This window comes from Streptomyces sp. URMC 129 (assembly GCF_051386415.1).
Classification (GTDB): domain Bacteria; phylum Actinomycetota; class Actinomycetes; order Streptomycetales; family Streptomycetaceae; genus Streptomyces.
Genome location: NZ_JBPQTQ010000023.1, coordinates 27906 through 53444, shown reverse-complemented (window position 1 = coordinate 53444; position 25539 = coordinate 27906). Strand labels below are relative to the sequence as shown.

The following is a 25539-nucleotide window of genomic DNA, read 5'->3' as shown; positions in this document are numbered from 1 at the left end:
ACCCGGAAGCTAAGCCCTCCAGCGCCGATGGTACTGCATGGGGGACCGTGTGGGAGAGTAGGACACCGCCGGACAATCTTTGATGGGACCTCTGGTTCCCCAGCGTTCATGCTGGGGAACCAGAGGTCCCTTTTTTGTTTTGTGCAGTGTGCATTTCTGGAAGGCAGGAAACACGTCGATGTCGAATTCGGACGAGGAACGCCCCACAGGATCGGCGCGTGGTCCGCGTCGCGATGACCGGCGTGCGGGGCCTCGTGTCGCCGGACGGGGCGAGCGAGAGGGACAGCGCGCCGGCTTCCGGCGTGGAGAGCGCGATGACCGGCCCCGTGAGTACCGGCGGGATGAGTACCGGCAGCGCGATGACAGGGATCGGCGCGACGTGCGCCGTGACGACCGGCCGCAGGGTGACCGCCCCCGTGAGTTCTACCGCCGTGACGACCGGCCGCGCGGCGGCGGTTACCGGCGTGACGACCGCCCGCAGGGCGACCGCGTTCGAAACGATCGCCGTGATGTCCGGCGCGATGACCGGCCGCGCGATGACCGGCCGGGTGGCGACCGTCCCCGTGAGTACCGCCGCTACGACCGCCCGCAGGGCGAGCGGGATCGCTGGCGCGGCGACGACCGCCCGCGTGACTCCTTCCGGCGGGACGACCGCCCCCAGGGGGACCGTGACCGTCGTGGCTTCCGCGACGACCGGCCGCGCGACGAGCGCCGCGATGTCCGGCCGACGGACGACCGGCCGCGCGACGAGCGGTCCCGTCCGCCGTTCCGGCGTGACGACCGGCCGCAGGGGGACCGTGACCGTCGTGGCTTCCGTGACGACCGGCGCGACTTCCGGCCGCAGGGTGACCGGCCCCGCGACTCCTACCGGCGTGACGACCGGCCGCGTGAGTCCTACCGCCGTGATGACCGGCCGCGTGAGTCCTACCGCCGTGATGACCGGCCGCGTGACGACCGGCGCGACTTCCGGCCGCAGGGTGACCGGCCCCGCGACTCCTATCAGCGTGACGACCGGCCGCGTGACTCCTATCGGCGTGATGACCGGCCGCGTGAGTCGTACCGCCGTGACGACCGGCCGCAGGGCGACCGCCCGCGTGAGTCGTTCCGGCGTGACGACCGGCCGCAGGGCGACCGTCCCCGTGAGTCGTTCCGGCGTGATGACCGGCCGCGTGAGTCGTACCGGCGCGAGGAGCGGCCGGGTGGGCGTGATGTCCGTGGGCGGCGTGACGACCGGGGTGGGCCGCCGCGTGGCGGGTTCCGCCGGGACGGGCTGCAGCGGCGTCCGGACCAGGACCGTTTCCGTGACCGGGACCGGGAGCGGGAGCCGGTCAGGCGACTGCCCATCCCCGACGACGTGACGGGTGACGAAGTCGACCGTTCCGTGCGGCAGGAGCTGATGAGCCTGCCGAAGACCCTCGCCACCGACGTGGCCAGGAACCTCGTCATGGTGGCCAAGCTGCTGGACGAGGACCCGGAGCGGGCGTACGGCTACGCGCGCATCGCGCTGCGGCTCGCGTCGCGGGTGGGCGCGGTGCGCGAGGCGGCCGGGTTCGCCGCGTACGGGGTGGAGAAGTACTCCGAGGCGCTCACCGAGTTCCGCGCGGCCCGGCGGATGACCGGCTCGGTGCACCTGTGGCCGCTCATGGCCGACTGCGAGCGCGGCATCGGGCGGCCCGAGCGGGCCCTGGCCATGGCCGGGGAGCCCGAGGTGCAGCAGCTCGACAAGGCGGGTCAGGTCGAGATGCGCCTGGTCGCCGCCGGCGCCCGGCGGGACCTCGGACAGACGGAGGCGGCTCTCGTCACGCTCCAGAGTCCCGAGCTGGCCTCGACGGTCGTCCACCCGTGGACGGCGCGGCTGCGCTACGCCTATGCCGACGCGCTGCTGGCCCTGGGCCGCGAGGACGAGGCGCGCGAGTGGTTCGCCAAGGCGCTGGACGCCGACAGCGGCGGGACGACGGACGCGTCGGACCGGCTGGCGCGGCTGGACGGCATCGAGTTCGTCGACGCGCTGGACCCGGAGGCCGATGACCTCGACGGCCTCGATGACGAGAGAGCCGAGGAGGCCGAGGACGCCGAGGGTCGCGACTAGCGCCGGGCGTCTCCGTGCGGCTCGGCGGTGTCGAGCCCGCGCAGCAGCAGCCCCGTCGCCGGTTTCGGGCCGAACGAGGTCGACTTGTGCGGCATCGTGACGCCCTCCTCCGCCAGGGCGCGCACGGTGCTCTCCGGCACGGGGCGCATCAGCACGGCCGTTCCGCCCAGGCGGCGGGCCTGGGCGACGGCGGCCGTCGCGTCGTGGAGGTAGCGGACGGCGGCGGGGCCGTCGTCCACGCCCCACACCGGGCCGAGCACAGCGGCGTGCAGCACAGTCGCGTCCAGCTCCCGCCACCGGCGGGGGCGGCCGGGCGGGACCGTGGCGGCCAGGAGCGCCGGGGCGGGGCGATCGAGCAGGTGGAACGTGTCGCCGTCGGTCAGGACGAACGCGTTGCCCTCCGTTCCGGCCAGGACGCGGAGGGCGTCCGCCGGGGAGGCGGCGTCGGCCAGCCGGCGGGTGCGGAAGGCGCCGTCCAGCCGCGCCAGCGCCTGGGCGGGCGGCAGGGCGGGCAGCAGCCGGTGGATGGGCTGGACGCGCAGCGGGTAGCGGGCCGTGTCCACCAGCAGGACCAGCCCGCGGTCCCACGGCGGACGGTGGCCGTGCTCGGCCGCCAGGCGCAGGTAGGTCGCCCAGCGGTGGTGGCCGTCCGCGATCAGGGCCCGGTGGTGGGCGAGGTCCTCGATGGCCGCGTCCAGCTCGGCGGGGTCGGTGACCGGCCAGAGGCGGTGCTCGGTGCCGTCGGAGGTGGTCGTCGCGAGCAGCGGGGTGCCTCCGGCCGCGCGTTCCACGACGCCTGCGGCGGCGGCGCCGTGGCGGTACGAGAGCAGCAGCGGTTCGAGGTTGGCGGCGGTGGCGCGCATCAGGGCGGCCCGGTCGGCCACGACCTCCGGTATCACGTCCTCGTGGGGGAGGACCACGCCGTCCTCGGGCGGGGTCAGGCGCAGCGCCCCGATCAGGCCGCGCTGGAGCGTTCCGGAGCCGCGCTGCTCGTACACGTAGAGCGCGGGCGGCGGCGGGTCCAGCGCCAGCACGCCCTCGGCCCGCCAGCGCCGGAGGGTGTCGGCCGCCCGGTGGTGGCGGGTGCCGGGGGCGCCGTTGTGCGGCAGGATCAGCCGGACGATGTTGTGCGGGTCGGCCGTCTCCAGCCTGTCGACGCCGTCGGGGCGGACGACGACGTCGTACGGGGGCGACGTCACGGCGGCGAGGCTTCCGACCTTTTCGGGCACGTAGCGCAGGGCGCGGAACGGGGCGAGATCGAGGCCGTCGAGACGCATCCCCGCATGGTACGGGCTCTCGGGCATGAGGGATCATCGTCTGCGACATGGACGATGACATGGCTGAATCGACAGGGCCGGCGCGATCGGCCGACGCCCCCAGGACCGCTCCTTCCGCCTCGCCGCGTGCGCTGAGCGAGGTCTACGACACGGCGCTGCTGGACCTGGACGGGGTGGTGTACGCGGGCGGCGAGGCCATCGCGCACGCCGTCGCGTCGCTGCGCGTCGCGCGGGAGGGCGGCATGCGGCTGGCGTACGTGACCAACAACGCGGCCCGTACGCCGGAGACCGTCGCGGAGCATCTGACGCGGCTCGGCGTCCCGGCCGAGCCGTCGGAGGTCGTCACCTCGGCGCAGGCCGTGGCGCGGCTGATCGCGGAGCACGTGCCGGCGGGTGCGCGGGTGCTGTGCGCCGGGGGCGAGGGGCTGCGGGTGGCGCTGCGCGAGCGCGGGCTGAGCCCGGTGGACTCGGCGGACGACGACCCGGCGGCGGTGGTGCAGGGGTACGGCGGGCCGGAGCTGCCGTGGGGCGTGCTGGCGGAGGCGGCGATCGCCGTGAACCGGGGGGTGCCGTGGTTCGCCTCGAACACGGACCTGACCATCCCCACCGGGCGCGGGACGGCGCCGGGGAACGGCGCGGCGGTGGAGGTCGTGCGGATAGCCACCGGCCACACCAGGGAACCGCGGGTGGCGGGGAAGCCGCTGCCGCCGATGCACCGGGAGACGATCCTGCGGACGGGCGCGTCCCGGCCGCTGGTGGTCGGGGACCGGCTGGACACCGACATCGAGGGCGCGTACGCGGGGGGTGTGGACTCTCTGCTGGTGCTGACCGGGGTGACCGACGCGGCGCGGCTGCTCACCGCCCGGCCCGATCACCGGCCGACGTATGTGGCGGCGGACCTGCGGGGGCTGCTGGCGCCGCAGCCCGAGGTGGTGGCGGACGGCGAGGGGTTCCGCTGCGGCGGGTGGCGCGCGGTGGCCGGGCACGGCGGTGAGCTGGCGCTGGACGGCGGCGGTGACGACGCGGTGGACGGGCTGCGCGCGCTGTGCGCCGCCGCCTGGACGGCGGCGGGCGCGGACGGCCGCGCGCGGGTGTCGGCGGACCGGGCGCTGGGCGCGCTCGGCCTGTGAGACGGCCCGGGGGGCCGCGGCCGGGGTCCGTGGGACGGTCCGGTCAGGTGGCGGGCCGGGTGGCGATCGCTTCCGCCAGGAGGTCTTCTTCCGACGCGCCCCGGCGCCAGTAGCCGGTGTGGGTGATCCGGGGGCGGGGCAGGGCGCGGTCGTCGAGGAGGTGGCGGCGGAGGGTGCGGACCGTGGCGGCCTCGCCCGCGAGCCACGCGTAGGGGGTGCCGGGCGGGAAGGGGCTGTCGCGGACGGCCGTGAGGAGGGCGTCGCGGCGGGCGGCCGGCGGGAGCTGGTCGCGGAACAGCCAGGTGATCTCGGCGTCGGCCTCGGTCGGCAGCTCCTGGAGGTCGGTGGCGTGGTCGACCTCCAGCCAGACCGCGGCCCGGGTGCCGGGCGGCAGCCAGGCGAGGATGCCCGCCACGGCCGGGAGGGCGGTGGCGTCGCCGGTGATCAGGACCCAGTCGGTGCCGGCGGGCGGAGCGAAGTCGACGCCGCCGTTGTCCTCGCGGGTGGGGCCGAGGACGGTCAGCGGGTCGCCGGGGCGGGCGTCCCGTGCCCACCCGGAGGCCGGGCCCGCGATGTCGTGGAGGACGAAGTCGATGTCCAGCTCGCCCTCGTCGGGGCGGTGGTCGCGGACGGTGTAGGTGCGCATGACGGCCCGCTCCTCCGGGGGGAGCCGCTGCCACGCCGGCCACCAGGCGGTGCCCGCCCCGCGCGGGACGACCGGTGCGTCCTGGCCGGGGTGCGGGAGAAAGAGCTTGAAGCGCTGGTCGCGTCCGCCGCTGACGAACCGGGTGAGGTCGCCGCCGAGGGTGACGCGGGCGAACCCGGGGCCGACGCGGGCGGTGCGGACGACGCGGAGGTCGAAGAACGTGAAGGGCGGCGGTCCGGCGGTCATGGCGGCGGGTCCTTTCAGCGGAGGCGCGCGGCGGCGGTGATCGCCGCGGTGAGCTGTTCGATGACGGGGGTGTAGCTCGCGTAGCTGTAGGGCTCCTCCATCGACCAGGGGGTGATCCGGCCCGCGGCGACGGCGGGGAGGGCGGCCCAGGTGGGTCTGGCGGCGAGGTCGGCGGGGCGCGGTCCCTGCGCGCGGTTGTCGACGAGGATCAGGTCGGCGTGGTACCGGTCGGCCTGCTCCCAGCTGAGGAACTCCCAGAAGCCCCAGGCGTCGCCCGGGCGTCCTTCGACGAAGTCGACGCCGAGGTCCTTGAAGTAGTGCAGGTCGGTGTAGGCGTCGGGGACGGCGACGTAGAGCTGCTGGTCGTCCGCGCTGACGGCCATGACCTTCAGGCCGGGGTTGTCGCGGGCGGCGCGGCGCAGGGCTTCGGACGCCTCCTCGAAGCGGGCTCTGGCCTCGGTGACGGCGGGGGCGCCGAGGTCGGCGCCCAGGGCCGCGGCCAGGTCGGCGCAGCGGCGGAGGGGTTCGAGGAGGGAGACGCGGGCGCCGGTGATGCCGATCGCGGGTGCGAGGCCGAGGATCTCGTCCCTGGCCTCCTCGGGGACGAACCACAGGTCGGGAGGCGGGAACATGGTGCTGATCAGCAGGTCGGGCCGGAGCCGGGCGTAGATCTCGACGTTGAACTCGCCCCAGGCCTCGCCGAGGCTGGTGAGGCGGGAGACGTCGAGGTTCCCGGCCTGGGGGTTGGGTTCGCCGTCGACGGGGCTGCTCGGGCCGAAGATCCCGGCGCACGCGATGCCGTAGTCGTGCAGGGCGGCGGCCGTGCTGACGTAGGCGACGACGCGTTCCGGCGGGGCGTCGAGGCGGACGGTCTCGCCACGGTCGTCGGTGAACGACCAGGCGCCGGCGGCCCGTTCGCCCGCGGGGGCGGTGTCGTCGGCGCCCGAGCAGCCGGGGAGCAGGGCGCCGGTGCCGAGGGCTCCGGCGGCGGCCAGCAGGGTGCGGCGGCGGGTGGTCATGACGTGACCACCCGGGCCGACCGGACGGCGTCCGCGAGGGCTTCCAGCAGCGGTGCGCACCCGGCGTGGCTGTGGGTCGGCTCGGGGGCCCAGCTCGCGACCTGGCCGGCCCGGACGGCGGGCAGGGCCCGCCAGGTCGGCTTGGTGCCGGTGAGGCGGTCCGGCTGGAGGTTGCCGGTGCGGTGGTCCACGAGGAGGAGGTCGGCGGGGTGGGCGTCGGCGTTCTCCCAGCTCGCGGACCGGAAGACGCCGCCCGTCTCGTCCGGTGCGCCGGGGGAGACGAACTCCACGCCCAGCTCGCGGTAGTAGGTCAGGTCGGGCAGGGCGTCGGGGACGGCGAACCACAGCATGTCGTCGGTGGCGGAGACGGCGAGGACCTTGATGCCCGGGTTGTCGCGGGCGGCGCGGCGCAGGGCTTCGGACGCCTCCTCGAAGCGGGCTTCGGCGGCGGTGACGGCGGGGGCGCCGAGGTCGGCGCCCAGGGCCGCGGCCAGGTCGGCGTAGCGCCCGATCGTGGTGCGCAGCGGGGTGTCCAGGGTTCGGATGCCGACGCCGGGAGCGAGGCCGGAGACCTCGTCGGCGGTGTCCGGCGGCACGTACCAGAGCCCGGGCGGGTCGTGGACGGCGCTGACGAGGAGGTCCGGTTCGAGCCGGGCGTAGGTCTCGATGTCGAACTCGCCCCAGGCGTTGCCGATGACGGTCAGGGCGTCGATGTCGAGACGCCCGGCCTGGACGTCGGGTTCGCCGTCGGGCAGGACGGTGGGGCCGAAGACGCCGACGCAGGTCACGCCGTAGTCGTGGAGGGCGGCGGCGGAGCCGACGTAGGCGACGACGCGTTCGGGGACGGCGTCCAGTTCCACGGTCTCGCCGCGGTCGTCGGTGAAGCGGAAGGCGCCGGAGCCGGAGTCCGGGGCGGTCGGCGCGTTCCCGCCGCCGCACGCGGTGAGGAGGGCGCCGGTGCCGAGGGCACCGCCGGTGCGGAGCAGGGCTCTTCGGGACGGGCGGGCGGGAAAGGGGCTGTTCATGGCGGTGCCGTGCTCTCTCGATGACCTCGCGGTGACCTGTAAGGAAGGTTAGGCTAACCTAACTTCCATGTTGCTGGAGAGGTCTACCACGGTGACGGCCAGGCCGTCACCCCCGCGTCGGCGGGCGGCCGGACTGGTCGCCGCGGGCGGTGTGTTGCTGCTCGTCACCGCCGCGAGCGTCGCGCTCGGCGCCAAGCCGATTCCGCCGAGCGGGGTGTGGCACGGGCTCTTCGCCTACGCCGGGACCGACACCGACGTGGTGGTCCGCGATCTGCGGCTGCCGCGCACGCTCCTCGGGCTGCTGTGCGGAGCCGCGCTGGGGCTCGCCGGAGCCGTGATGCAGGCCCTCACCCGCAACCCCCTCGCCGACCCCGGGCTGCTCGGCGTCAACGCGGGCGCCTCCGCCGCCGTCGTCTCGGCGATCAGCTTCCTCGGCGTCACCTCGCTGACGGGCTACGTGTGGTTCGCGTTCCTCGGCGCCGCCGTCGTCTCGGTGGGCGTGTACGCGCTGGGCGGCAGCCGCACCGCCACGCCGGTGCGGCTGGCGCTGGCCGGGACCGCGGTCACCGCCGCGCTCTACGGCTACGTCAACGCCGTGCAGCTGCTCGACACGGCCGCGCTGGACCGGATGCGGTTCTGGTCGGTCGGCTCGATCGCCGCCGCGAACCCGGACGCCGTCCGGCAGGTGCTGCCGTTCCTCGTCGTCGGCACCCTGCTGGCCCTGGCGCTGGCCCGGCCGCTGAACGCGATCGCGCTCGGCGACGACACCGCCCGCGCGCTGGGCGCCCACCTCACCCGCACGCGGATCCTCGCGATGGCCGCCGTCACCCTGCTGTGCGGCGCCGCCACCGCGGCCTGCGGGCCCATCGTCTTCGTCGGGCTGATCGTGCCGCACCTCGTCCGCGCCCTCACCGGGCCCGACATGCGGTGGATCCTGCCCTACGCGATGGTCCTCGCGCCGGTGCTGCTGCTCGGCTCCGACGTGATCGGGCGGCTGGTCACCCGGCCGTCCGAACTCCAGGCCGGCATCGTCACCAGCCTCATCGGCGGCCCGGTCTTCATCCACCTCGTGCGCCGGCGACGGACGGCCGCGCTGTGACGCGCCCGGCGCACCGGCAGCTCGTGCTGCGCACGCGCTCCGGCCGGTCCGTGCGCGTGCACGCCAGGGGAGCGGCCGTGGGGCTGCTGCTCGTGCTGCTCGCCCTGGCGATGGCCGTGGTGCTGATCGGCACGGGGGACTATCCGCTGTCACCGGCCGAGGTGCTGCGGACGCTCGCCGGACAGGGCACCGCCGCCCAGGAGTTCGTCGTCCGGGACCTGCGGCTGCCCAGGGCGCTGGTCGCGCTGTCGGCCGGGGCCGCGCTCGGGCTGTCGGGCGCCGTCTTCCAGGCCGTCGCGCGCAATCCGCTGGGCAGCCCCGACGTCATCGGCTTCGGGCAGGGCTCGGCGGCGGGCGCGCTCACGGTCATCGTGCTGACCGGGGGCGGCGGCTTCGCGGTCGCGGCCGGGGCCGTCGCGGGCGGCCTGCTCACCGGGCTCGGAGTCTACCTGCTGGCCTGGCGCGGCGGCATCCACGGCTACCGGCTGGTGCTGGTCGGGATCGGCGCCGCCGCCACGCTCAGCGCCGTCAACGGCTACCTGCTGACACGGGCGGACCTCGTGGACGCCGCGCGGGCGGTGCTCTGGCTGACCGGGTCGCTCAACGGGCGGGACTGGGACGATGTCCGGCCGCTGCTGGTGGCGTGCGCGGTGCTGCTGCCGGTGGCGCTGTCGCAGGCCAGGCCGCTGCGGATGCTGGAGATGGGCGACGACGCGGCGACGGCGCTCGGCGTGCGGGTGGAACGGACCCGGCTGGTCCTCCTCGGCGCCGCCGTCCTGCTGACGGCATCCGCCACGGCGGCGGCCGGACCCGTCGCGTTCGTCGCCCTGACCGCGCCCCAGCTCGCCCGCCGCCTCACCCGGACCACCGGGCCCAACCTGCCGCCCTCGGCCGCGATGGGGGCGCTGCTGCTGGCCGGCGCCGACTTCGTGGCCCAGTCCGCCTTCGGGGACCGCCAGTTGCCGGTCGGCGCGGTGACCGGCGTGCTGGGCGGCGGCTATCTGCTGTGGCTGCTGTTCACCGAGCGCAGGGCGGGACGGATATGAGCACGCACCGGGACGCGGGCAACGGAGGAGAACGGGTGAGCGACATGCGGAAGACCACCGGGGACGTGCGGCTGCGGGCCGACGACGTCACGCTCGGGTACGACCAGCGGATGATCGCCGAAGGGCTCAGCGTCGCGGTGCCGGACCGGTCGTTCACCGTCATCGTCGGGCCCAACGCCTGCGGGAAGTCGACGCTGCTGCGCGCCCTCTCCCGCATGCTCAGGCCCGCCGCCGGGGCGGTGCTGCTCGACGGGCAGGCCATCGGCACCCTGCCCGCCAAGAAGCTGGCCCGCGTGCTCGGGCTGCTGCCGCAGTCGCCCGTCGCGCCCGACGGCATCACCGTCGCGGACCTCGTCGCCCGCGGCCGGTACCCCCACCAGGGGCTGCTGCGGCAGTGGTCCCGCGACGACGAGCGGGCCGTCGCGGAGGCGATGGCCGACACCGGGGTCGCGGAGCTGGCGGACCGCCATGTCGACGAACTCTCCGGCGGCCAGCGCCAGCGCGTCTGGATCGCCATGGCCCTCGCCCAGCGGACGCCGCTGCTGCTCCTCGACGAGCCCACCACGTTCCTCGACATCGCCCACCAGATCGAGGTCCTCGACCTGTGCGCCCGGCTGCACGAGGAACAGGGCCGCACCCTCGTCGCCGTCCTGCACGACCTCAACCACGCCGCCCGCTACGCCACCCACCTCATCGCCATGCGCGACGGCCGCGTCGTCGCCGAGGGCCCGCCCGGCGACATCGTCACCGCCGCGCTCGTCGAGGACGTGTTCCGCCTGCCCTGCCGGGTCGTCGACGACCCCGAGACCGGCACCCCCCTGGTCGTTCCGGCGGCGCGGCGACGGGCCCGGGCGGGCACCCGGTAGCGTCGGGGGCATGCACGAGCCCCACGACGCACCAGCGCAACAGCCCGCGAACGCACCGGAGGACGCCGCCCCCGACGAGGGCCCGCGCCCCCTCGGCGTCGGCGTCGAGCCCACCGGACACCCGCCGGTCGACGCGACGCTGGAGCGGCTCGCCGACGCCGACCACCTCGACGTCGCCGCGCACCTGGAGGTGTACGAGGACGTCCACCGCGGCCTGCGCGACACCCTGACCGAGCTGGACAGGAGCTGACGCGCGTGGCAGCCGCGACCCAGCGCCGCCTGGCCCGCCTCGACGCCGAACTGGTGCGCCGCAAGCTCGCCCGGTCCCGCGAGCACGCCAGGGCGCTCATCGACGCCGGCCGGGTGACCGTCGACGGCGCGACCGCCGCCAAGCCCGCCACCCAGGTGGCCACCAGCGCCGCCCTCGTCGTCCGCGAGGACGACGGCGACCCGGAGTACGTCTCGCGCGGCGGCCACAAACTGGCCGGCGCCCTGGCCGCGTTCACCCCGCGCGGCCTGCGCGTCGCCGGGCGCCGCGCGCTGGACGCCGGGGCCTCCACCGGCGGGTTCACCGACGTGCTGCTGCGGGCGGGCGCCGCCTCGGTCGTCGCCGTGGACGTCGGCTACGGGCAACTCGCCTGGTCCCTCCGGGCGGACTCCCGGGTCACCGTCAAGGACCGCACCAACGTACGCGAGTTGACGCTCGACGCGATCGGCGGCGAGCCGGTGGACCTGGTCGTCGGCGACCTGTCGTTCATCCCGCTCGGCCTGGTCATCCCCGCCCTCGTCCGGTGCGCCGCGCCCGGCGCCGACCTCGTGCTGATGGTGAAGCCGCAGTTCGAGGTCGGCCGCGAACGGCTCGGCAGCGGCGGCGTCGTCCGCAGCCCCGCGCTGCGGGCCGAGGCCGTGCGCACGGTGGCCGCCCGGGCCGCCGAGCACGGACTCGGCGTGGCCGGGGTCACCGCCAGCCCGTTGCCAGGTCCCTCCGGCAATGTTGAATACTTTCTGTGGCTGTGCGCCGGGGCACCCGCACTCGACCCGGCCGACGTCGACCGCGCAGTGACGGAGGGGCCGCAGTGACCACGAGCACGCCGCAGCAGCCGGCCGGGGAACCCAGGACCGTCTTCCTGCTCACCCACACCGGCCGCCCGGCGGCCGTGCGCAGCGCCGAGCGCGTGGTGCAGGGCCTCCTCAGCCGGGGCATCGGGGTCCGCGTCCTGGGCGTGGAGGCCGACGACCTGTCGCTGCCGCCCGAGGTCGAGCGCATCGACAAGCTCGACCCCGACTGCGGCGTCGTGGAGGGCTGCGAACTGCTCGTCGTGCTCGGCGGCGACGGGACGCTGCTGCGCGGCGCCGAGTTCTCCCGCGCCTCGGGCGTGCCGCTGCTCGGCGTCAACCTCGGCACCGTCGGCTTCCTCGCCGAGGCCGAGCGCGACGACCTCGACAAGGTCGTGCACCGCGTCGTCGCCCGCGCCTACGAGGTCGAGGAGCGCATGACCCTGGACGTCCTGGTCCAGGACAACGGCCGTGTCCTGCACACCGACTGGGCGCTGAACGAAGCGTCCGTCGAGAAGGCCGCCCGGGAACGGATGCTCGAAGTGGTCATCGAGGTCGACGGCCGCCCCGTCTCCGGGTTCGGCGGCGACGGCGTGGTCTGCGCCACCCCCACCGGCTCCACGGCGTACGCCTTCTCCGCCGGCGGCCCGGTCGTCTGGCCCGAGGTGGAGGCGCTGCTGATGGTGCCGATCAGCGCGCACGCCCTGTTCGCCAAGCCGCTCGTCACCGCGCCGGACTCGGTGCTCGCGGTCGAGCTCAGGCAGCACACCCTGCCCGGCGTGCTGTGGTGCGACGGGCGGCGCACCGTCGACCTGCCGCCCGGGGCACGGGTCGAGGTGCGGCGCGGGGCCGTGCCCGTCCGGCTGGCGCGGCTGCACCACGCGCCGTTCACGGACCGGCTGGTCGCCAAGTTCGCCCTGCCGGTGGCCGGTTGGCGCGGCGCCCCGCGCTGACGCACCTCCGGACGCACATCCGTACGGAGACCTTCGTCGCCAGCCACCCCGTGAACCTCGTATGGTCGTATCCGTGTTGGAGGAAATGCGGATCAAGGACCTGGGCGTGATCGACGACGCTGTCGTCGAGCTGTCCTCCGGTTTCACCGCGGTGACCGGTGAGACCGGCGCGGGCAAGACCATGGTCGTCACCAGCCTGGGCCTGCTGCTCGGCGGTCGCGCCGACGCCGCGTTCGTGCGCGGGGGAGCGCAGTCCGCCGTCGTGGAGGGGCGGATCACCGTCCCGCCCGACTCCCCGGCGGCACGCCGCGCGGAGGAGGCGGGCGCGGAGCTGGACGACGGGGCCCTGCTCATCAGCCGCACGATCTCCGCGGAGGGCCGCTCCCGCGCCCACGTGGGCGGGCGGTCCGTGCCCGCGGGCCTGCTCGGCGAGCTGGGCGAGGACCTCATCGCCGTCCACGGGCAGACCGACCAGCAGGGGCTGCTGCGCCCGGCCCGGCAGCGGCAGGCCCTGGACCGGTACGCGGGCGAGGCCGTCGCCCGGCCGCTCGCGGAGTACCAGGAGACGTACCAGCGGCTGCGCGCCGTCGCCGGGCGGCTGGCGGAACTGACCACCCGCGCCAGGGAACGCGCCCAGGAGGCCGACCTGCTGCGGTTCGGCCTCGATGAGATCGCCGCCGCCCAGCCCCGCCCCGGCGAGGACGCCGAACTGGCCGCCGAGGCCCAGCGGCTCGGCCACGCCGAGGCCCTCGCCTCCGCCGCCGCCCTCGCGCACGGCGCCCTGGCGGGCGACCCGGCCGACCCGGAGGCCGTGGACGCCGCCACCCTCGTCGCCGGCGCCCACCGCGCCCTGCAGGCCGTGCGGGACCACGACGCGGCCCTCGCCGGGCTCGCGGACCGGCTCGGGGAGGTCGGCATCCTGCTCTCCGACGTGGCCGGCGAACTGGCCGGATACGCCGACGGCCTGGACTCCGACCCGCTGCGCCTGGCGGCCGTCGAGGAGCGCCGCGCGGTGCTGGCCCACCTGATCCGCAAGTACGCCGACCCGGACAGCGGCACCGACGGCTGCTCCTCCGTGCTGGACTGGGCCGATCGCGGCGCCGCCCGCCTCGCCGAGCTGGACGGCGACGACGACCGCGTCGGTGAGCTGACCGCCGAACGCGACGCCCTGCACGCCCGGCTCACCGAGCTGGCCCGCGCCCTGACCGACGCGCGCAACGAGGCCGCCAAGCGGTTCGCGGACGCCGTCACCGAGGAGCTGGCCCAGCTCGCCATGCCGCACGCCCGTGTCCAGGTCGACGTCCGGCAGACCGACGCCGCCGGGGACGAGGACGCGCTCGACCTGGACGGCCGCGCCGTCGCCTACGGCCCGCACGGCGCGGACGAGGTGGAGCTGCTGCTCGCCCCGCACCCCGGCTCCCCGGCCCGGCCCATCGCCAAGGGTGCCTCGGGCGGCGAGCTGTCACGGGTGATGCTCGCCGTCGAGGTCGTCTTCGCGGACGCCGCGCCGGTGCCGACGTACCTGTTCGACGAGGTGGACGCGGGCGTCGGCGGCAAGGCGGCGGTCGAGGTGGGCCGGCGGCTGGCCAGGCTGGCGGACGCCGCCCAGGTCGTCGTGGTCACGCACCTGCCGCAGGTCGCCGCGTTCGCCGACCGGCATCTGGTGGTGGAGAAGACCAGCGACGGATCCGTCACGCGCAGCGGCGTACGGTCCGTGCACGGCGAGGGCCGGGTGCGGGAGCTGTCCCGCATGCTGGCCGGCCAGGAGGACTCCCGGCTGGCCCGCGCCCACGCCGAGGAACTGCTGGCGACCGCCGCCAAGCTCGGCGCCGGGCGCCGCTCCGGGCCGGACCGGCCCGGACGGTGAGGAGCCTCCTCACCCGTGCGGGTGGCACGCGCTATCGCGGGACGGGCCCGGACTGGCATCCTTGACGGCGTTCCACTCCCAGCGAACGAGGCGTCGCCCAGGGCGACGTAGGCTGGGGTCTCCTTCAGCCGGAGAGGATGGCGTGAGCAGCTCGACCGCACCGTCGCACGGCCGCGCGCCACTGCACGTCGTGCAGCTTCTGGGCGGCGGCAGCGTGGGCACCGGCACGCACGTCCGCTCCCTCTCGGCCGGACTCGTGGCGCGCGGCCTGCGCGTCACCGTCGGCGCCCCGGCCTCCGCCGAGCGGCGGTACCGCTTCACCGCGGCCGGCGCCCGGTTCGTGCCGGTCCCGGTGCCGGTGCGGACGACACCGACCGCCGTCGGCCTGCTGCGCGCCGTGTGCCACGACGCCGACCTGGTGCACGCGCACGGCATGCGCGCCGGGATGCTGGCCGCGCTGGCGCTGCGCCGCCGGACCGTTCCCCTCGTCGTCACCTGGCACTCCCGGTCCGCGCTGCCCGGCGTGCGGGCGCAGCTCCGGCTGCTGACCGAGCACTGGGTGGCCCGTGCCGCCTCCGTGGTGCTCGGTGCCACCTCCGACCTGGTGGACCGGGCGCGCAGCAGGGGCGCGCGCGACGCCCGGCTCGCGCCGGTGGCGCTGCCCCCGCCGCGCGCCGCCGTCAGCGTGGCGGCGGCCGTCGACCGGGACAAGATCCGGGCCGATCTGGGCGCCGTGGACCGGCCGCTGCTCGTCACCGAGGCCGCCCTCGACCGGACGCACGACCTCGGCGCGCTGCTGACGGCGGCCCGCGCCTGGCGCCGGCTCACGCCGCAGCCGCTCGTCGCCGTCGCCGGGGACGGGCCCGAACGGGACGCCCTCCAGCGGCGCATCGACCACGAGGAGCTGCCCGTGCGGCTGCTGGGCGCCGGGAGCGACCGGTCCGCGCTGCTCGCGGACGCCGACGTGGCGCTGCTCATCGCCCGCTGGGCGGCCCGCGCCCCGCTGGCCGAGCAGGCCATGCGCCGGGGCGTGCCCCTGGTGGCCACGGCGGTCGGCGGGGTGCCCGAACTGGTCGGGGACGCGGCGCTGCTGGTGCCCTACGGAGACGCGGGCGCCCTGGCCGCGGCGGTGGAGACGCTGCTGACCGACGCCCCGCGCCGGGCGGCCCTGGCCGAGGCGGGCCGCGCCCGCGCCGGAAGCTGGCCGACGGAGGACACCACGGTCGCCCAAGTCCTCAGCGTCTACGACGAGCTGGCCGCGACCGGCTGACCGGAAAGGCCCCCGGACGCGGCGAAGGCGCGGGCCGGAGGGTGTCCGTCCCGCGCCGTCCTGTCTTCTCCGGCGGTGGTCAGCCGCCGTACGCGCCCGAAGCCGTCAGGCGCAGAGCCGTGTCGATCAGCGGAACGTGGCTGAACGCCTGCGGGAAGTTGCCCACCTGGCGCATCCGGCGCGGGTCCCACTCCTCGGCGAGCAGCCCCAGGTCGTTGCGGAGCGCGAGCAGCTTCTCGAAGAGCTTGCGGGCCTCCTCCACCCGGCCGATCATCGCCAGGTCGTCGGCCAGCCAGAACGAGCACGCCAGGAACGCGCCCTCGTCACCCTCCAGGCCGTCCACGCCCGCCTGCGCGCCCGCGGTCGGGTAGCGCAGGATGAAGCCGTCCAGCGTCGACAGCTCCCGCTGGATGGCCTCGATGGTGCCGATCACCCGCTTGTCGTCCGGCGGCAGGAAGCCCATCTGCGGGATCAGCAGCAGCGAGGCGTCCAGCTCCTTGGAGCCGTAGGACTGCGTGAAGGTGTTGCGCTCCTTGTCGTAGCCGTGCAGACAGACCGACCGGTGGATCTCGTCGCGCAGATCGCGCCACCGGTCCAGCGGGCCGTCCACCTCGCCGGACTCGATCAGCTTGACCGTACGGTCGACCGCGACCCAGGCCATCACCTTGGAGTGCACGAAGTGCCGGCGCGGACCGCGCACTTCCCAGATGCCCTCGTCCGGCTCGTCCCAGTGCTCCTCCAGGTACTGGATGAGCTTGAGCTGGAGCAGGTTGGCGTGGTCGTTCCTGGCCAGGCCGGTCATGTGGGCCAGGTGCAGGGCCTCGGTGACCTCGCCGTAGACGTCGAGCTGGAGCTGTCCCGCCGCACCGTTGCCCACCCGCACCGGCTGGGAGTTCTCGTAGCCGGGCAGCCAGCTCAGCTCCGCCTCGGCCAGCTCCCGCTCGCCCGCGATGCCGTACATGATCTGCAGGTTCTGCGGGTCGCCCGCCACCGCGCGCAGCAGCCACTCGCGCCACGCCTTGGCCTCGTCGTGGTAGCCGGTGCGCAGCAGCGAGGACAGCGTTATGGCGGCGTCCCGCAGCCAGGTGAAGCGGTAGTCCCAGTTGCGGGAGCCGCCGATCTCCTCGGGCAGCGACGTGGTCGGCGCCGCGACGATGCCGCCGGTCGGCTCGTAGGTCAGGGCCTTCAGGGTGATCAGCGAGCGGACCACGGCCTCCCGGTACGGGCCGTGGTAGGTGCACTTGGCCACCCAGTCCCGCCAGAAGTCCTCGGTCGCCCGCAGCGACTCCTCCGGCTCCGGGACCGGCGGCGGCTGCTTGTGCGAGGGCTGCCAGCTGATCGAGAAGGCGATCCGGTCGCCCGGCGCCACCGTGAAGTCCGCGTAGGTGGTGAGGTTCTTCCCGTAGGTGTCCACGCTGGTGTCCAGCCACACCGAGTCCGGTCCGGAGACGGCCACGGTGCGGTCGTCGACCTTGTGGACCCACGGCACGACCCAGCCGTAGGAGAACCTCATGCGCAGCGCCGAGCGCATCGGCACCCGGCCGCTGACACCCTCGACGATGCGGATGAGCTGCGGCGCGTCCCCGCCGCGAGGGGGCATGAAGTCCGTCACGCGGACCGTGCCGCGCGGGGTGTCCCACTCCGATTCCAGAACCAGCGAATCCCCCCGGTACCGCCTGCGGCTCGCGGGCGGTGGCGGCACGTCCTTGCCGTGTGCGGGGCCGAGTCGCCAGAAGCCGTGCTCCTCGGTCCCCAACAGCGCGGCGAACACCGCGTGGGAGTCGAACCGGGGCAGGCACAGCCAGTCGGCTGATCCGTCCCGGCAGATGAGTGCGGCGGTCTGCATGTCCCCGACGAGTGCGTAATCCTCGATGCGCCCGGCCACTTCCATCTCCAGTCGAAAGGTGCTCCGCCCCGTAGGACGTGCGGTTTTCCGTCGCCCATTCGAGCGTCCGAGCAGAATACGACGAGCTTCCCCGATCTGCTTGACGTCCGACGAGGATCGACCGGACACGGGGGGTGAGGTTGTTCACCTTCGGTGGGAAATGTCGAGGCGTCTTCACGGAACCCACTTCGGCGACACTTCCGGTTCCTCCCGCTGATACCCTGGTAGCCCGTGGACCGGAGGGCAGCGAATCCCCCGAACCCCAACGACGAATCCCCGCCGGGAGCCCCCTGGGCCGCCGTGGGGGCGTCGTGCATCCGACCTCGCGACCACGGGAGCACTTGGCCATGCCGCCCAGCACCACGACGACCAAGCACATCTTCGTCACCGGCGGGGTCGCCTCCTCGCTCGGCAAGGGGCTCACCGCCTCCAGCCTCGGGGCGCTGCTCAAGGCGCGCGGTCTGCGCGTCACCATGCAGAAGCTCGACCCCTACCTCAACGTCGACCCGGGCACGATGAACCCGTTCCAGCACGGCGAGGTGTTCGTCACCAACGACGGCGCCGAGACCGACCTGGACATCGGCCACTACGAGCGCTTCCTCGACGTCGACCTGGACGGCAGCGCCAACGTCACCACCGGCCAGGTCTACTCCACCGTGATCGCCAAGGAGCGCCGCGGTGAATATCTGGGCGACACGGTGCAGGTGATCCCGCACATCACCAACGAGATCAAGCACCGCATCCGGCGCATGGCCACCGGCGACGTCGACGTCGTGATCACCGAGGTCGGCGGCACGGTCGGCGACATCGAGTCCCTGCCGTTCCTGGAGTCGGTGCGCCAGGTGCGGCACGAGGTCGGCCGGCAGAACGTCTTCGTCGTCCACATCTCCCTGCTGCCCTACATCGGGCCCTCGGGCGAGCTGAAGACCAAGCCCACCCAGCACTCCGTCGCCGCCCTGCGCAGCATCGGCATCCAGCCCGACGCCATCGTGCTGCGCGCCGACCGCGAGGTCCCCACCGCGATCAAGCGGAAGATCTCGCTGATGTGCGACGTGGAGGAGGCCGCCGTGGTCGCCGCCATCGACGCCAAGTCGATCTACGACATCCCCAAGGTGCTGCACGGCGAGGGGCTCGACGCGTACGTGGTGCGCCGCCTCGACCTGCCGTTCCGCGACGTCAACTGGACGCAGTGGAACGACCTGCTCCAGCGCGTCCACCACCCCGAGCACGAGGTCACCGTCGCGCTCGTCGGCAAGTACATCGACCTGCCGGACGCCTACCTGTCCGTGACCGAGGCCCTGCGCGCCGGCGGCTTCGCCAACAACGCCCGCGTCCGCATCAAGTGGGTCACCTCCGACGACTGCCGCCCGCCGGGCGGCGCCGCCGGGCAGCTCGCCGGCGTGGACGCCATCTGCATCCCCGGCGGCTTCGGCGACCGCGGCGTCGAGGGCAAGATCGCGGCCATCACCTACGCGCGGGAGCACCGCGTGCCGCTGCTCGGGCTCTGCCTGGGCCTGCAGTGCATCGTGATCGAGGCGGCCCGCGCCCTGGCGGGCATCGAGGGCGCCAACTCCACCGAGTTCGACCAGGCCGCCCCCCACCCGGTGATCTCCACCATGGAGGAGCAGCTGGACATCGTCGCGGGCGAGGGCGACATGGGCGGCACGATGCGGCTCGGGCTCTACCCGGCGAAGCTCGCCGAGGGCTCCATCGTGCGCGAGGTGTACGGCGGGGAGCCGTACGTCGAGGAGCGCCACCGCCACCGGTACGAGGTCAACAACGCCTACCGCGCCGAGCTGGAGAAGAAGGCCGGCCTGGTCTTCTCCGGCACCTCCCCGGACAACAAGCTGGTCGAGTACGTCGAGTACCCGCGCGAGGTCCACCCGTACCTGGTCGCCACCCAGGCCCACCCCGAGCTGCGCTCCCGCCCCACCCGGCCGCACCCGCTGTTCGCCGGGCTGATCCGCGCCGCCGTCGCCCGCCGCGCCGAGGGCGACGGGGCACACTGAGCGCATGAGCGACCAGCAGCGCGATCTCCTCGCCGACACCCCGGAACGCTGGCCCGTCGCCGGGACGAGCACGCCGTGGGCCGGCGGCAAGACGAGCGTCCGCAGCGACGACGTGGTCATGCCGGACGGCTCCACGGCCCGCCGCGACTACCAGGTCCACCCGGGCTCGGTGGCCGTCCTCGCCCTCGACGACCAGGACCGCGTCGTCGTCATCGAGCAGTACCGGCACCCCGTGCGGCACAAACTGTGGGAGATCCCCGCCGGGCTCCTCGACGTCCCCGGCGAGAACCCGCTGACCGCCGCCCAGCGCGAGCTGTACGAGGAGGCGCACGTCAAGGCCGAGGACTGGCGGGTCCTGATCGACCTGTTCACCTCGCCCGGCGGCACCGACGAGGCCGCGCGGATCTTCCTCGCCCGCGGCCTGTCCGAGGCCGACGGCCAGCGCTTCGCGGTCGAGCACGAGGAGGCGGACATGCGGCTGGCGCGGGTGCCCGTCGAGGAGCTGGTCCGCGGCGTGCTGGCGGGACGGCTGAGCAACCCGTACGTCGTCAGCGGCTCGCTCGCCGTCCAGGCCGCCCGCGCCGGGGACGGCCTGGACGCCCTGCGCCCGGCCGACGCCCCCTGGCCGGCCCGCCCGTTCGAGCCCTGACGTGTCCTGGCACGGCCCCGCCGGGCCGTGGCTTACGCTCGGGCCGTGACGGACGTGACGGAACAGACGGTCACCCCCGGGCCCCGGCGGCCCGGGTTCCTCGGCCGCCACCGGGAGCTGTCGATACTCCGCGCCGACGTCGAGCGCGCCGGGCTCGACACCCTCGCCGGCCGCCCGGCGGCCCGGGGCCGCGTCCTGCTCGTGGCCGGACGTCCCGGCACCGGGCGGACCACGCTGGCCGAGGAGTTCGCCGCCGGGCTGTCGGCCGGCGGCGACTACCCGGACGGCGTGCTGCGCGCCCGGCTCACCGACCCGGACGGCACGCCCGTCCCCGCCGGCCGCGCCGCCCGCGCGCTGCTGGCCGCGCTCGGTGCCGACGGCCCGCCGGGCTCGGGCGACGACGAGCTGACCGACGTGCTGCGCGACGCCCTCCAGGAGCGCCGGGCCGTGCTGCTGCTGGACGACGTGGCCACCGCCGAACAACTCGCGGACCTCATCCCCGACACCCGCCACTGCCTGGTGCTGGCCGTCGCGCGCGGCCCGCTCACCGGCATCCCCGACGTCCGCCCTTGCACCGTCGGCGGACTGGACCGCCCGGCCGCCGTGGCGCTGCTGGAACGCGGCGCCGGCGACGTCCGCGTCACCGTCGACCCCGGCGCGACCGAGAGCCTGGCCGAGACCTGCGGCTGCCTGCCCGCCGCGCTCGCCCTGGCCGCGGGCTGGCTCGCCGCGCACCCCGAGGCCGCCGTCGCCGACGCGGTGCGCCGCATGCGGGCCGCCGCGGCCGACGACTTCGCCGACCTCGCCGCGCCCGACGCCGCCGACGAGCCGCTGCGGCGCGCCCTGCTGCTCGTCTACGCGTCGCTGCCCGCCCCGGCCGCCCGCATGCTGCGGCTGCTGCCGCTGGCCCCCGCCGGGCTGGTCGACGCGCACACCGCGGCGGCGCTGGCCGGCTGCCCGCTGGACGCGGCCCGCGACCTGCTCGCGGACTTCGCCGCGTACGGGCTGCTGCGCCCCGACGGCCCGCCGGACCAGGGGCGCTACCTGGTGCCCGGCTGCCTCGACCCGCTGCTGCGGGCGCTGCTCGACGCCGCGGAGAAGCCCTCCGAGGCGCTGCTGGCCACGGCGCGGATGCTGGAGCGGACCGTCCGCCTGCTGCGGGCCTGCCAGGCCGTCACCGAGCCGGTCGGCTCCCCGGCCCGCGCGTGGCTGGCCGGGCTGCCCGGCCCGCTGCGGTTCGGCCACCGCGCCGCGGCTGCCCACTGGCTCGCCACCCGGCAGCCCGCGCTGCTGGCCGCCGCCCGGCTCGCGGTCGCCGACGGGCGGCTGGACACGCTCGCCCGGCGCCTGGTGTCGGCCCTCAGCCGGGCGCTGATCGCCCACCGCGGCGCCGAGGCCGCCGCGCCCGAGCTGTACCCGCTGCACGAGCTGGTTCTCGACGTGGCCGAGCGCAACGACCTGCCCCGGGAGCGGGCCGCCGCGCTGCTGAACCTCGGCGATCTCGACGCGCGCACCGGCCGGCTGACGGAGGCGCTCGACCGCTACCGCGCCGCGCTGGAGGCCGCCAGGAGCGAGCGGGACCCCGAACAGCCCACCGTCAGCCGGGCGCTGGAGTCCATCGCGGGCACGTACGGGGAGCTGGGCGACTGGCAGCGCGCGGCCGACTGGTACGGCCGGGCCGTGGCCCTGGCCCAGTCACGCGGCGACCTGGCGGCCCAGGCGCGGCTGCACGGCCGCATCGGCGCGGCCCTGACGCGGGACGGGCAGTGGCCCGAGGCGCTGCGCGCCTGGCGGGCAGCCGGGGCGGCGCACCGCAGGAACGGGGATCTGCCCGGTCAGGCGCGCGCGCTGGCCGGGACCGCGCGGGTGCACGAGTGCGCGGGCCGGGCGGAGGAGGCGCAGCGCGCCGGCGCCGAGGCGCTGCGGCTGGCCGAGCGGTCGGGGGACCGGCGGCTTCAGGCCGCGCTGCGGCTGGAGCTGGCCGACTGCGCGGAGCGACAGGGCCGGGCCGCGGTGGCGGCCGTGCACCGCCAGGCGGCCGGAAGACTGCTCGACCGCCCGGGGAGCGGGCCGGAATCCTCTGCGACGACAGAGGGACACACTTACGAAACAGAGCCGGCCTCGGCCGAAGAATGACTGAAAGCAAGGCTCGACTTCGGTCATCCCTTCATTAGAATGGCTCGGGTACCGTCCCGTGACGCAAGGACCGTGATCGACGTGAAGGTCGGCATCCCCCGCGAGGTCAAGAACAACGAGTTCCGCGTGGCCATCACCCCGGCCGGTGTGCACGAGCTGGTCACCGGCGGGCACGAGGTCTTCGTCGAGCGCGGCGCCGGTCTCGGCTCCGCCGTCCCGGACGAGGAGTACGCCGCGGCCGGTGCCGCCGTCCTGGAGAGTGCCGACGAGGTGTGGGCCCGCGCCGACCTGCTGCTGAAGGTCAAGGAGCCGGTCGCCGCCGAGTTCCACCGGCTGCGCAAGGACCAGGTGCTCTTCACCTACCTGCACCTGGCCGCCTCCGTGGAGTGCACCGAGGCGCTGCTGCGCTCCGGCACCACGGCCATCGCCTACGAGACGGTCGGGACGCCCGGCGGCGGCCTGCCGCTGCTGGCCCCGATGTCCGAGGTGGCCGGCCGGATCGCCCCGCAGGTCGGCGCGTACCACCTGATGCGCCCGGCCGGCGGGCGCGGCGTGCTGCCGGGCGGCGTGCCCGGCACCCCGGCCGCCAGGGCGGTGGTGATCGGCGCGGGCGTCTCCGGGTGGAACGCGACGCAGATCGCGGTCGGCATGGGCTTCCACGTGACGCTGCTGGACAAGGACATCAGCAAGCTGCGCGAGGCGGAGAAGGTGTTCGGCACCCGGGTACAGACCATCAGCTCCAACGCCTTCGAGGTCGAACGGGCCGTGCTCGCCGCCGACTTGGTCATCGGCGCGGTGCTGGTGCCGGGCGCGCGGGCGCCCAGGCTGGTGAGCGACGAGCTGGTCTCCCGTATGAAGCCGGGGAGTGTCCTTGTCGACATCGCGATCGACCAGGGCGGCTGCTTCGCCGGCTCGCGCCCCACGACGCACGCCCAACCGACCTTCCGCGTCCACGAGTCGGTCTTCTACTGCGTGGCCAACATGCCCGGCGCCGTGCCCAACACCTCGACCCACGCGCTCACCAGCGCCACGCTGCCGTATATCGTGGAGCTCGCCCACCACGGCTGGCGCGACGCGCTGCGCCGCGACCCGGCGCTGGCCCGCGGGCTCAACGTCCATGACGGGCACGTGATCTACGGTCCGGTCGCGGAGGCGCACGGCCTGCCGCACACCGAGCTGGGCGCGGTGCTCGGCTGAGGCCCCGCGCGGTGGCGTCACGGTCAACTCCCGGCGTCAACATCGGGAATGTCACACGACGCCGGGCCCGCCGCGGCGCGGCGTCCGGGCCTCCGGGGGGCCGCGGCCCCGCACGGCGCGGGCCAACTCGTCGTGAACAGAGCCTTTTAACCGATTCGCGCACCGGCGAATCGCCCCACTGGCGAGCCTTGCGGCCTTGACAAGTGAATGTTCGGCGGCCGACACATCCGTGCCGGTCCGGCGGATTGTGTTGCTGTGAACCACCGACACGCCATAGAGTCGCCAAACGTCGGCATGGTGCAAGCTGACCCTGTCAAGAAGTTACCTGGTCCCCAAGGAGGTAAGACGACTTGTGAATGAGTCGACAATTACTCCCGGGGGAGGACAACCAGGGGTCCCGCAGTCGCGCGAGAGCGCCTCGGGTCTGACGGGCCTGGGCGCCGTCGCTGTCCACACCTACGCAACCCACCAGAGCCAGCCGAGCATGACAGCGCATCAGAGCACGGACGGCCTTGAGGCCAACACCATGGCAGGAAACCGGATGACCGGCGACGCCGACCGTCTTCCCGACTACGAGGACCTCCCCGACGGGCAGTTCTACGACCCGGACGCGGAGTACGAGCCCGACCCCGAGTACGCGGCCACCATCGCGCCCGACGCGGCCCGGCAGCGCCGCGAGCGCATCGGTCCCACCGGCCGCCCGCTGCCGTACTTCCCGATCCCCGGCCCGCTGACCGAGCGCGGCCCGGCGCAGATCATCGCCATGTGCAACCAGAAGGGCGGGGTCGGCAAGACGACTTCGACCATCAACCTGGGCGCGGCGCTGGCCGAGTACGGCCGCCGGGTGCTGCTGGTCGACTTCGACCCGCAGGGCGCGCTGTCCGTCGGCCTCGGCGTCAACCCCATGGAGCTCGACCTCACCATCTACAACCTGCTCATGGAGCGGGGGATGGCCCCGGACGAGGTGCTGCTGAAGACGGCGATCGCCGGCATGGACCTGCTGCCGAGCAACATCGACCTGTCGGCGGCGGAGGTGCAGCTGGTCAGCGAGGTGGCCCGCGAGTCCACCCTCCAGCGCGCCCTGCAACCGCTGGTGAACGACTACGACTTCATCATCATCGACTGCCAGCCCTCCCTCGGCCTGCTCACCGTGAACGCGCTGACCGCCGCGCACAAGGTGATCGTCCCGCTGGAGTGCGAGTTCTTCGCCCTGCGCGGAGTCGCGCTGCTGACCGAGACGATCGAGAAGGTGCAGGAGAGACTCAACCCCGATCTGCGCCTGGACGGCATCCTGGCGACGATGTACGACTCCCGCACGGTGCACAGCCGCGAGGTGCTCGCCCGCGTCGTCGAGGCGTTCGACGACAACGTGTACCACACGGTCATCGGCCGGACCGTCCGCTTCCCGGAGACCACGGTCGCCGGCGAGCCCATCACCACCTATGCCTCCAACTCCGTGGGGGCAGCCGCCTATCGCCAGCTCGCCAGGGAGGTGCTCGCCCGGTGCCACGCCGAGTGAGTCTCCCGGCGGCCGACGAACTGTTCCGTAGTACCGGGGGGGCCGCCGTGCAGCCCTCGACGCCTCCCGAGCCCGCGCCCGAGGACACCGCCGCGCGGGTGCCCGCCCCGGCGGGCGAGCAGACTCCCCCCTCCGGGGAGGAGCACGAGAGCGCCCAGCGGTCTCGTTCCCCGGAGGACTCGCGGCGCGCCCGGCTGCAGAACGCGGCGGAACGGGCGGGCCGCGAGAACGCCGTGCCCGTGCAGCCGCGGCGCGAGCAGCCCGCGCCGGCCGGCGGCGGCAAGGGCGCCGCGTCCCCGGCGGCCCCGCGCAAGGGCCGTGCGGCCCGCCGCCCGAGCGGGCGGGAGCGGCACGACGAGAAGATCACGGTCTACGTCTCCGCCGAGGAGCTGATGGACCTCGAACACGCCCGGCTGGTGCTGCGGGGCGAACACGGACTGGCCGTGGACCGTGGGCGGATCGTCCGGGAGGCCGTCGCGGTCGTCCTGGCCGATCTGGAGTCACGCGGCGAGGCGAGCATTCTGGTCCGTCGCCTGCGCGGTCGCTGACCCCCAG

22 protein-coding genes and 1 rRNA gene are annotated in these 25539 nt (G+C 74.9%); 18 read left to right on the top strand and 5 right to left on the bottom strand.

Going from position 1 to position 25539, the window contains the following annotated elements; all coding sequences use genetic code 11:
- From rrf to ACSNOC_RS07475, 3 genes are all read left to right on the top strand, one after another.
- A 5S ribosomal RNA gene (rrf, locus tag ACSNOC_RS07485) occupies positions 1-74 on the top strand; the annotation flags it as partial.
- A gap of 144 nt (positions 75-218) precedes the next feature.
- Positions 219-1358, top strand: a complete 1140-nt coding sequence (locus ACSNOC_RS07480) for a hypothetical protein (protein WP_436746472.1) — start codon at positions 219-221, stop codon at positions 1356-1358.
- A complete protein-coding gene (locus tag ACSNOC_RS07475) occupies positions 1355-2089 on the top strand; it encodes a hypothetical protein (protein ID WP_436746471.1) in 735 nt (244 codons plus the stop codon). Before ACSNOC_RS07480 ends, ACSNOC_RS07475 begins: the two co-directional genes overlap by 4 nt.
- Here the strand turns inward: ACSNOC_RS07475 and ACSNOC_RS07470 are convergent.
- On the bottom strand, positions 2086-3366 hold the full coding sequence (locus tag ACSNOC_RS07470; RefSeq protein ID WP_436746470.1) for a DUF1015 family protein: 1281 nt from the start codon (positions 3364-3366) through the stop codon (positions 2086-2088). The genes ACSNOC_RS07475 and ACSNOC_RS07470 overlap by 4 nt on opposite strands.
- A 59-nt stretch (positions 3367-3425) precedes the next feature.
- On the opposite strand from ACSNOC_RS07470, the gene ACSNOC_RS07465 reads away from it, so the two are divergent.
- Entirely contained in the window at positions 3426-4496 is a 1071-nt protein-coding gene (locus ACSNOC_RS07465; protein ID WP_436746469.1) for an HAD hydrolase-like protein, read from the top strand.
- Positions 4497-4539: 43 nt separating this feature from the next.
- Here ACSNOC_RS07465 and ACSNOC_RS07460 read toward each other — a convergent pair whose 3' ends face one another.
- From ACSNOC_RS07460 to ACSNOC_RS07450, 3 genes are read right to left on the bottom strand one after another with little or no spacing between them, the layout of a single operon-like run.
- Complete coding sequence (locus ACSNOC_RS07460; protein WP_436746468.1) at positions 4540-5388, bottom strand: siderophore-interacting protein; 849 nt, start codon at positions 5386-5388, stop codon at positions 4540-4542.
- 14 nt (positions 5389-5402) lie between these two features.
- Positions 5403-6407 (bottom strand): ABC transporter substrate-binding protein, encoded by a 1005-nt coding sequence (locus ACSNOC_RS07455; protein ID WP_436746467.1) that lies wholly within the window; start codon positions 6405-6407, stop codon positions 5403-5405.
- Complete coding sequence (locus ACSNOC_RS07450) at positions 6404-7432, bottom strand: ABC transporter substrate-binding protein (RefSeq protein ID WP_436746466.1); 1029 nt, start codon at positions 7430-7432, stop codon at positions 6404-6406. The genes ACSNOC_RS07455 and ACSNOC_RS07450 overlap by 4 nt, the downstream gene beginning before the upstream one ends.
- A gap of 67 nt (positions 7433-7499) precedes the next feature.
- Between ACSNOC_RS07450 and ACSNOC_RS07445 the strand changes: the two genes are divergently transcribed.
- The 8 genes from ACSNOC_RS07445 (at position 7500) to ACSNOC_RS07410 (ending at position 15589) form a co-directional block, all read left to right on the top strand.
- Positions 7500-8531 carry a FecCD family ABC transporter permease gene (locus tag ACSNOC_RS07445; protein ID WP_436746465.1) on the top strand — a complete coding sequence of 344 codons (1032 nt, stop codon included), beginning with the start codon at positions 7500-7502 and terminating at the stop codon, positions 8529-8531.
- The gene (locus ACSNOC_RS07440) at positions 8528-9577 is read left to right on the top strand and encodes a FecCD family ABC transporter permease (RefSeq protein ID WP_436746464.1); all 1050 of its coding nucleotides are present in this window, start codon (positions 8528-8530) and stop codon (positions 9575-9577) included. The genes ACSNOC_RS07445 and ACSNOC_RS07440 overlap by 4 nt, the downstream gene beginning before the upstream one ends.
- A gap of 44 nt (positions 9578-9621) precedes the next feature.
- Positions 9622-10443 (top strand): ABC transporter ATP-binding protein, encoded by an 822-nt coding sequence (locus tag ACSNOC_RS07435; protein WP_436746474.1) that lies wholly within the window; start codon positions 9622-9624, stop codon positions 10441-10443.
- Between the two features lie 10 nt (positions 10444-10453).
- Positions 10454-10693: a hypothetical protein gene (locus ACSNOC_RS07430; RefSeq protein WP_436746463.1), complete on the top strand. Its 240-nt coding sequence runs from the start codon at positions 10454-10456 to the stop codon at positions 10691-10693.
- Between the two features lie 5 nt (positions 10694-10698).
- Positions 10699-11523: a TlyA family RNA methyltransferase gene (locus tag ACSNOC_RS07425; RefSeq protein ID WP_436746462.1), complete on the top strand. Its 825-nt coding sequence runs from the start codon at positions 10699-10701 to the stop codon at positions 11521-11523.
- Positions 11520-12452 carry an NAD kinase gene (locus tag ACSNOC_RS07420; protein WP_436746461.1) on the top strand — a complete coding sequence of 311 codons (933 nt, stop codon included), beginning with the start codon at positions 11520-11522 and terminating at the stop codon, positions 12450-12452. The genes ACSNOC_RS07425 and ACSNOC_RS07420 overlap by 4 nt, the downstream gene beginning before the upstream one ends.
- A 61-nt stretch (positions 12453-12513) precedes the next feature.
- Positions 12514-14319 (top strand): DNA repair protein RecN, encoded by a 1806-nt coding sequence (recN, locus tag ACSNOC_RS07415; RefSeq protein WP_436746460.1) that lies wholly within the window; start codon positions 12514-12516, stop codon positions 14317-14319.
- A 142-nt stretch (positions 14320-14461) separates the two neighbouring features.
- Positions 14462-15589 (top strand): glycosyltransferase family 4 protein, encoded by a 1128-nt coding sequence (locus tag ACSNOC_RS07410; protein ID WP_436746459.1) that lies wholly within the window; start codon positions 14462-14464, stop codon positions 15587-15589.
- 79 nt (positions 15590-15668) lie between these two features.
- On the opposite strand, the gene ACSNOC_RS07405 is transcribed toward ACSNOC_RS07410, so the two are convergent.
- Entirely contained in the window at positions 15669-17480 is a 1812-nt protein-coding gene (locus ACSNOC_RS07405; protein WP_436746458.1) for a glycoside hydrolase family 15 protein, read from the bottom strand.
- Between the two features lie 341 nt (positions 17481-17821).
- Between ACSNOC_RS07405 and ACSNOC_RS07400 the strand changes: the two genes are divergently transcribed.
- From ACSNOC_RS07400 to ACSNOC_RS07375, 6 genes are all read left to right on the top strand, one after another.
- Complete coding sequence (locus tag ACSNOC_RS07400; protein ID WP_436746457.1) at positions 17822-19483, top strand: CTP synthase; 1662 nt, start codon at positions 17822-17824, stop codon at positions 19481-19483.
- 4 nt (positions 19484-19487) lie between these two features.
- Positions 19488-20132, top strand: a complete 645-nt coding sequence (locus ACSNOC_RS07395; RefSeq protein ID WP_436746456.1) for an NUDIX domain-containing protein — start codon at positions 19488-19490, stop codon at positions 20130-20132.
- A gap of 54 nt (positions 20133-20186) precedes the next feature.
- Complete coding sequence (locus ACSNOC_RS07390) at positions 20187-22268, top strand: tetratricopeptide repeat protein (RefSeq protein WP_436746473.1); 2082 nt, start codon at positions 20187-20189, stop codon at positions 22266-22268.
- A 72-nt stretch (positions 22269-22340) separates the two neighbouring features.
- Positions 22341-23465 carry an alanine dehydrogenase gene (gene ald / locus ACSNOC_RS07385; protein WP_436746455.1) on the top strand — a complete coding sequence of 375 codons (1125 nt, stop codon included), beginning with the start codon at positions 22341-22343 and terminating at the stop codon, positions 23463-23465.
- 352 nt (positions 23466-23817) lie between these two features.
- Entirely contained in the window at positions 23818-24984 is a 1167-nt protein-coding gene (locus tag ACSNOC_RS07380; RefSeq protein WP_436746454.1) for a ParA family protein, read from the top strand.
- Positions 24969-25532, top strand: a complete 564-nt coding sequence (locus ACSNOC_RS07375) for a hypothetical protein (protein ID WP_436746453.1) — start codon at positions 24969-24971, stop codon at positions 25530-25532. Before ACSNOC_RS07380 ends, ACSNOC_RS07375 begins: the two co-directional genes overlap by 16 nt.
- The last annotated feature ends 7 nt before the right edge of the window (positions 25533-25539 follow it).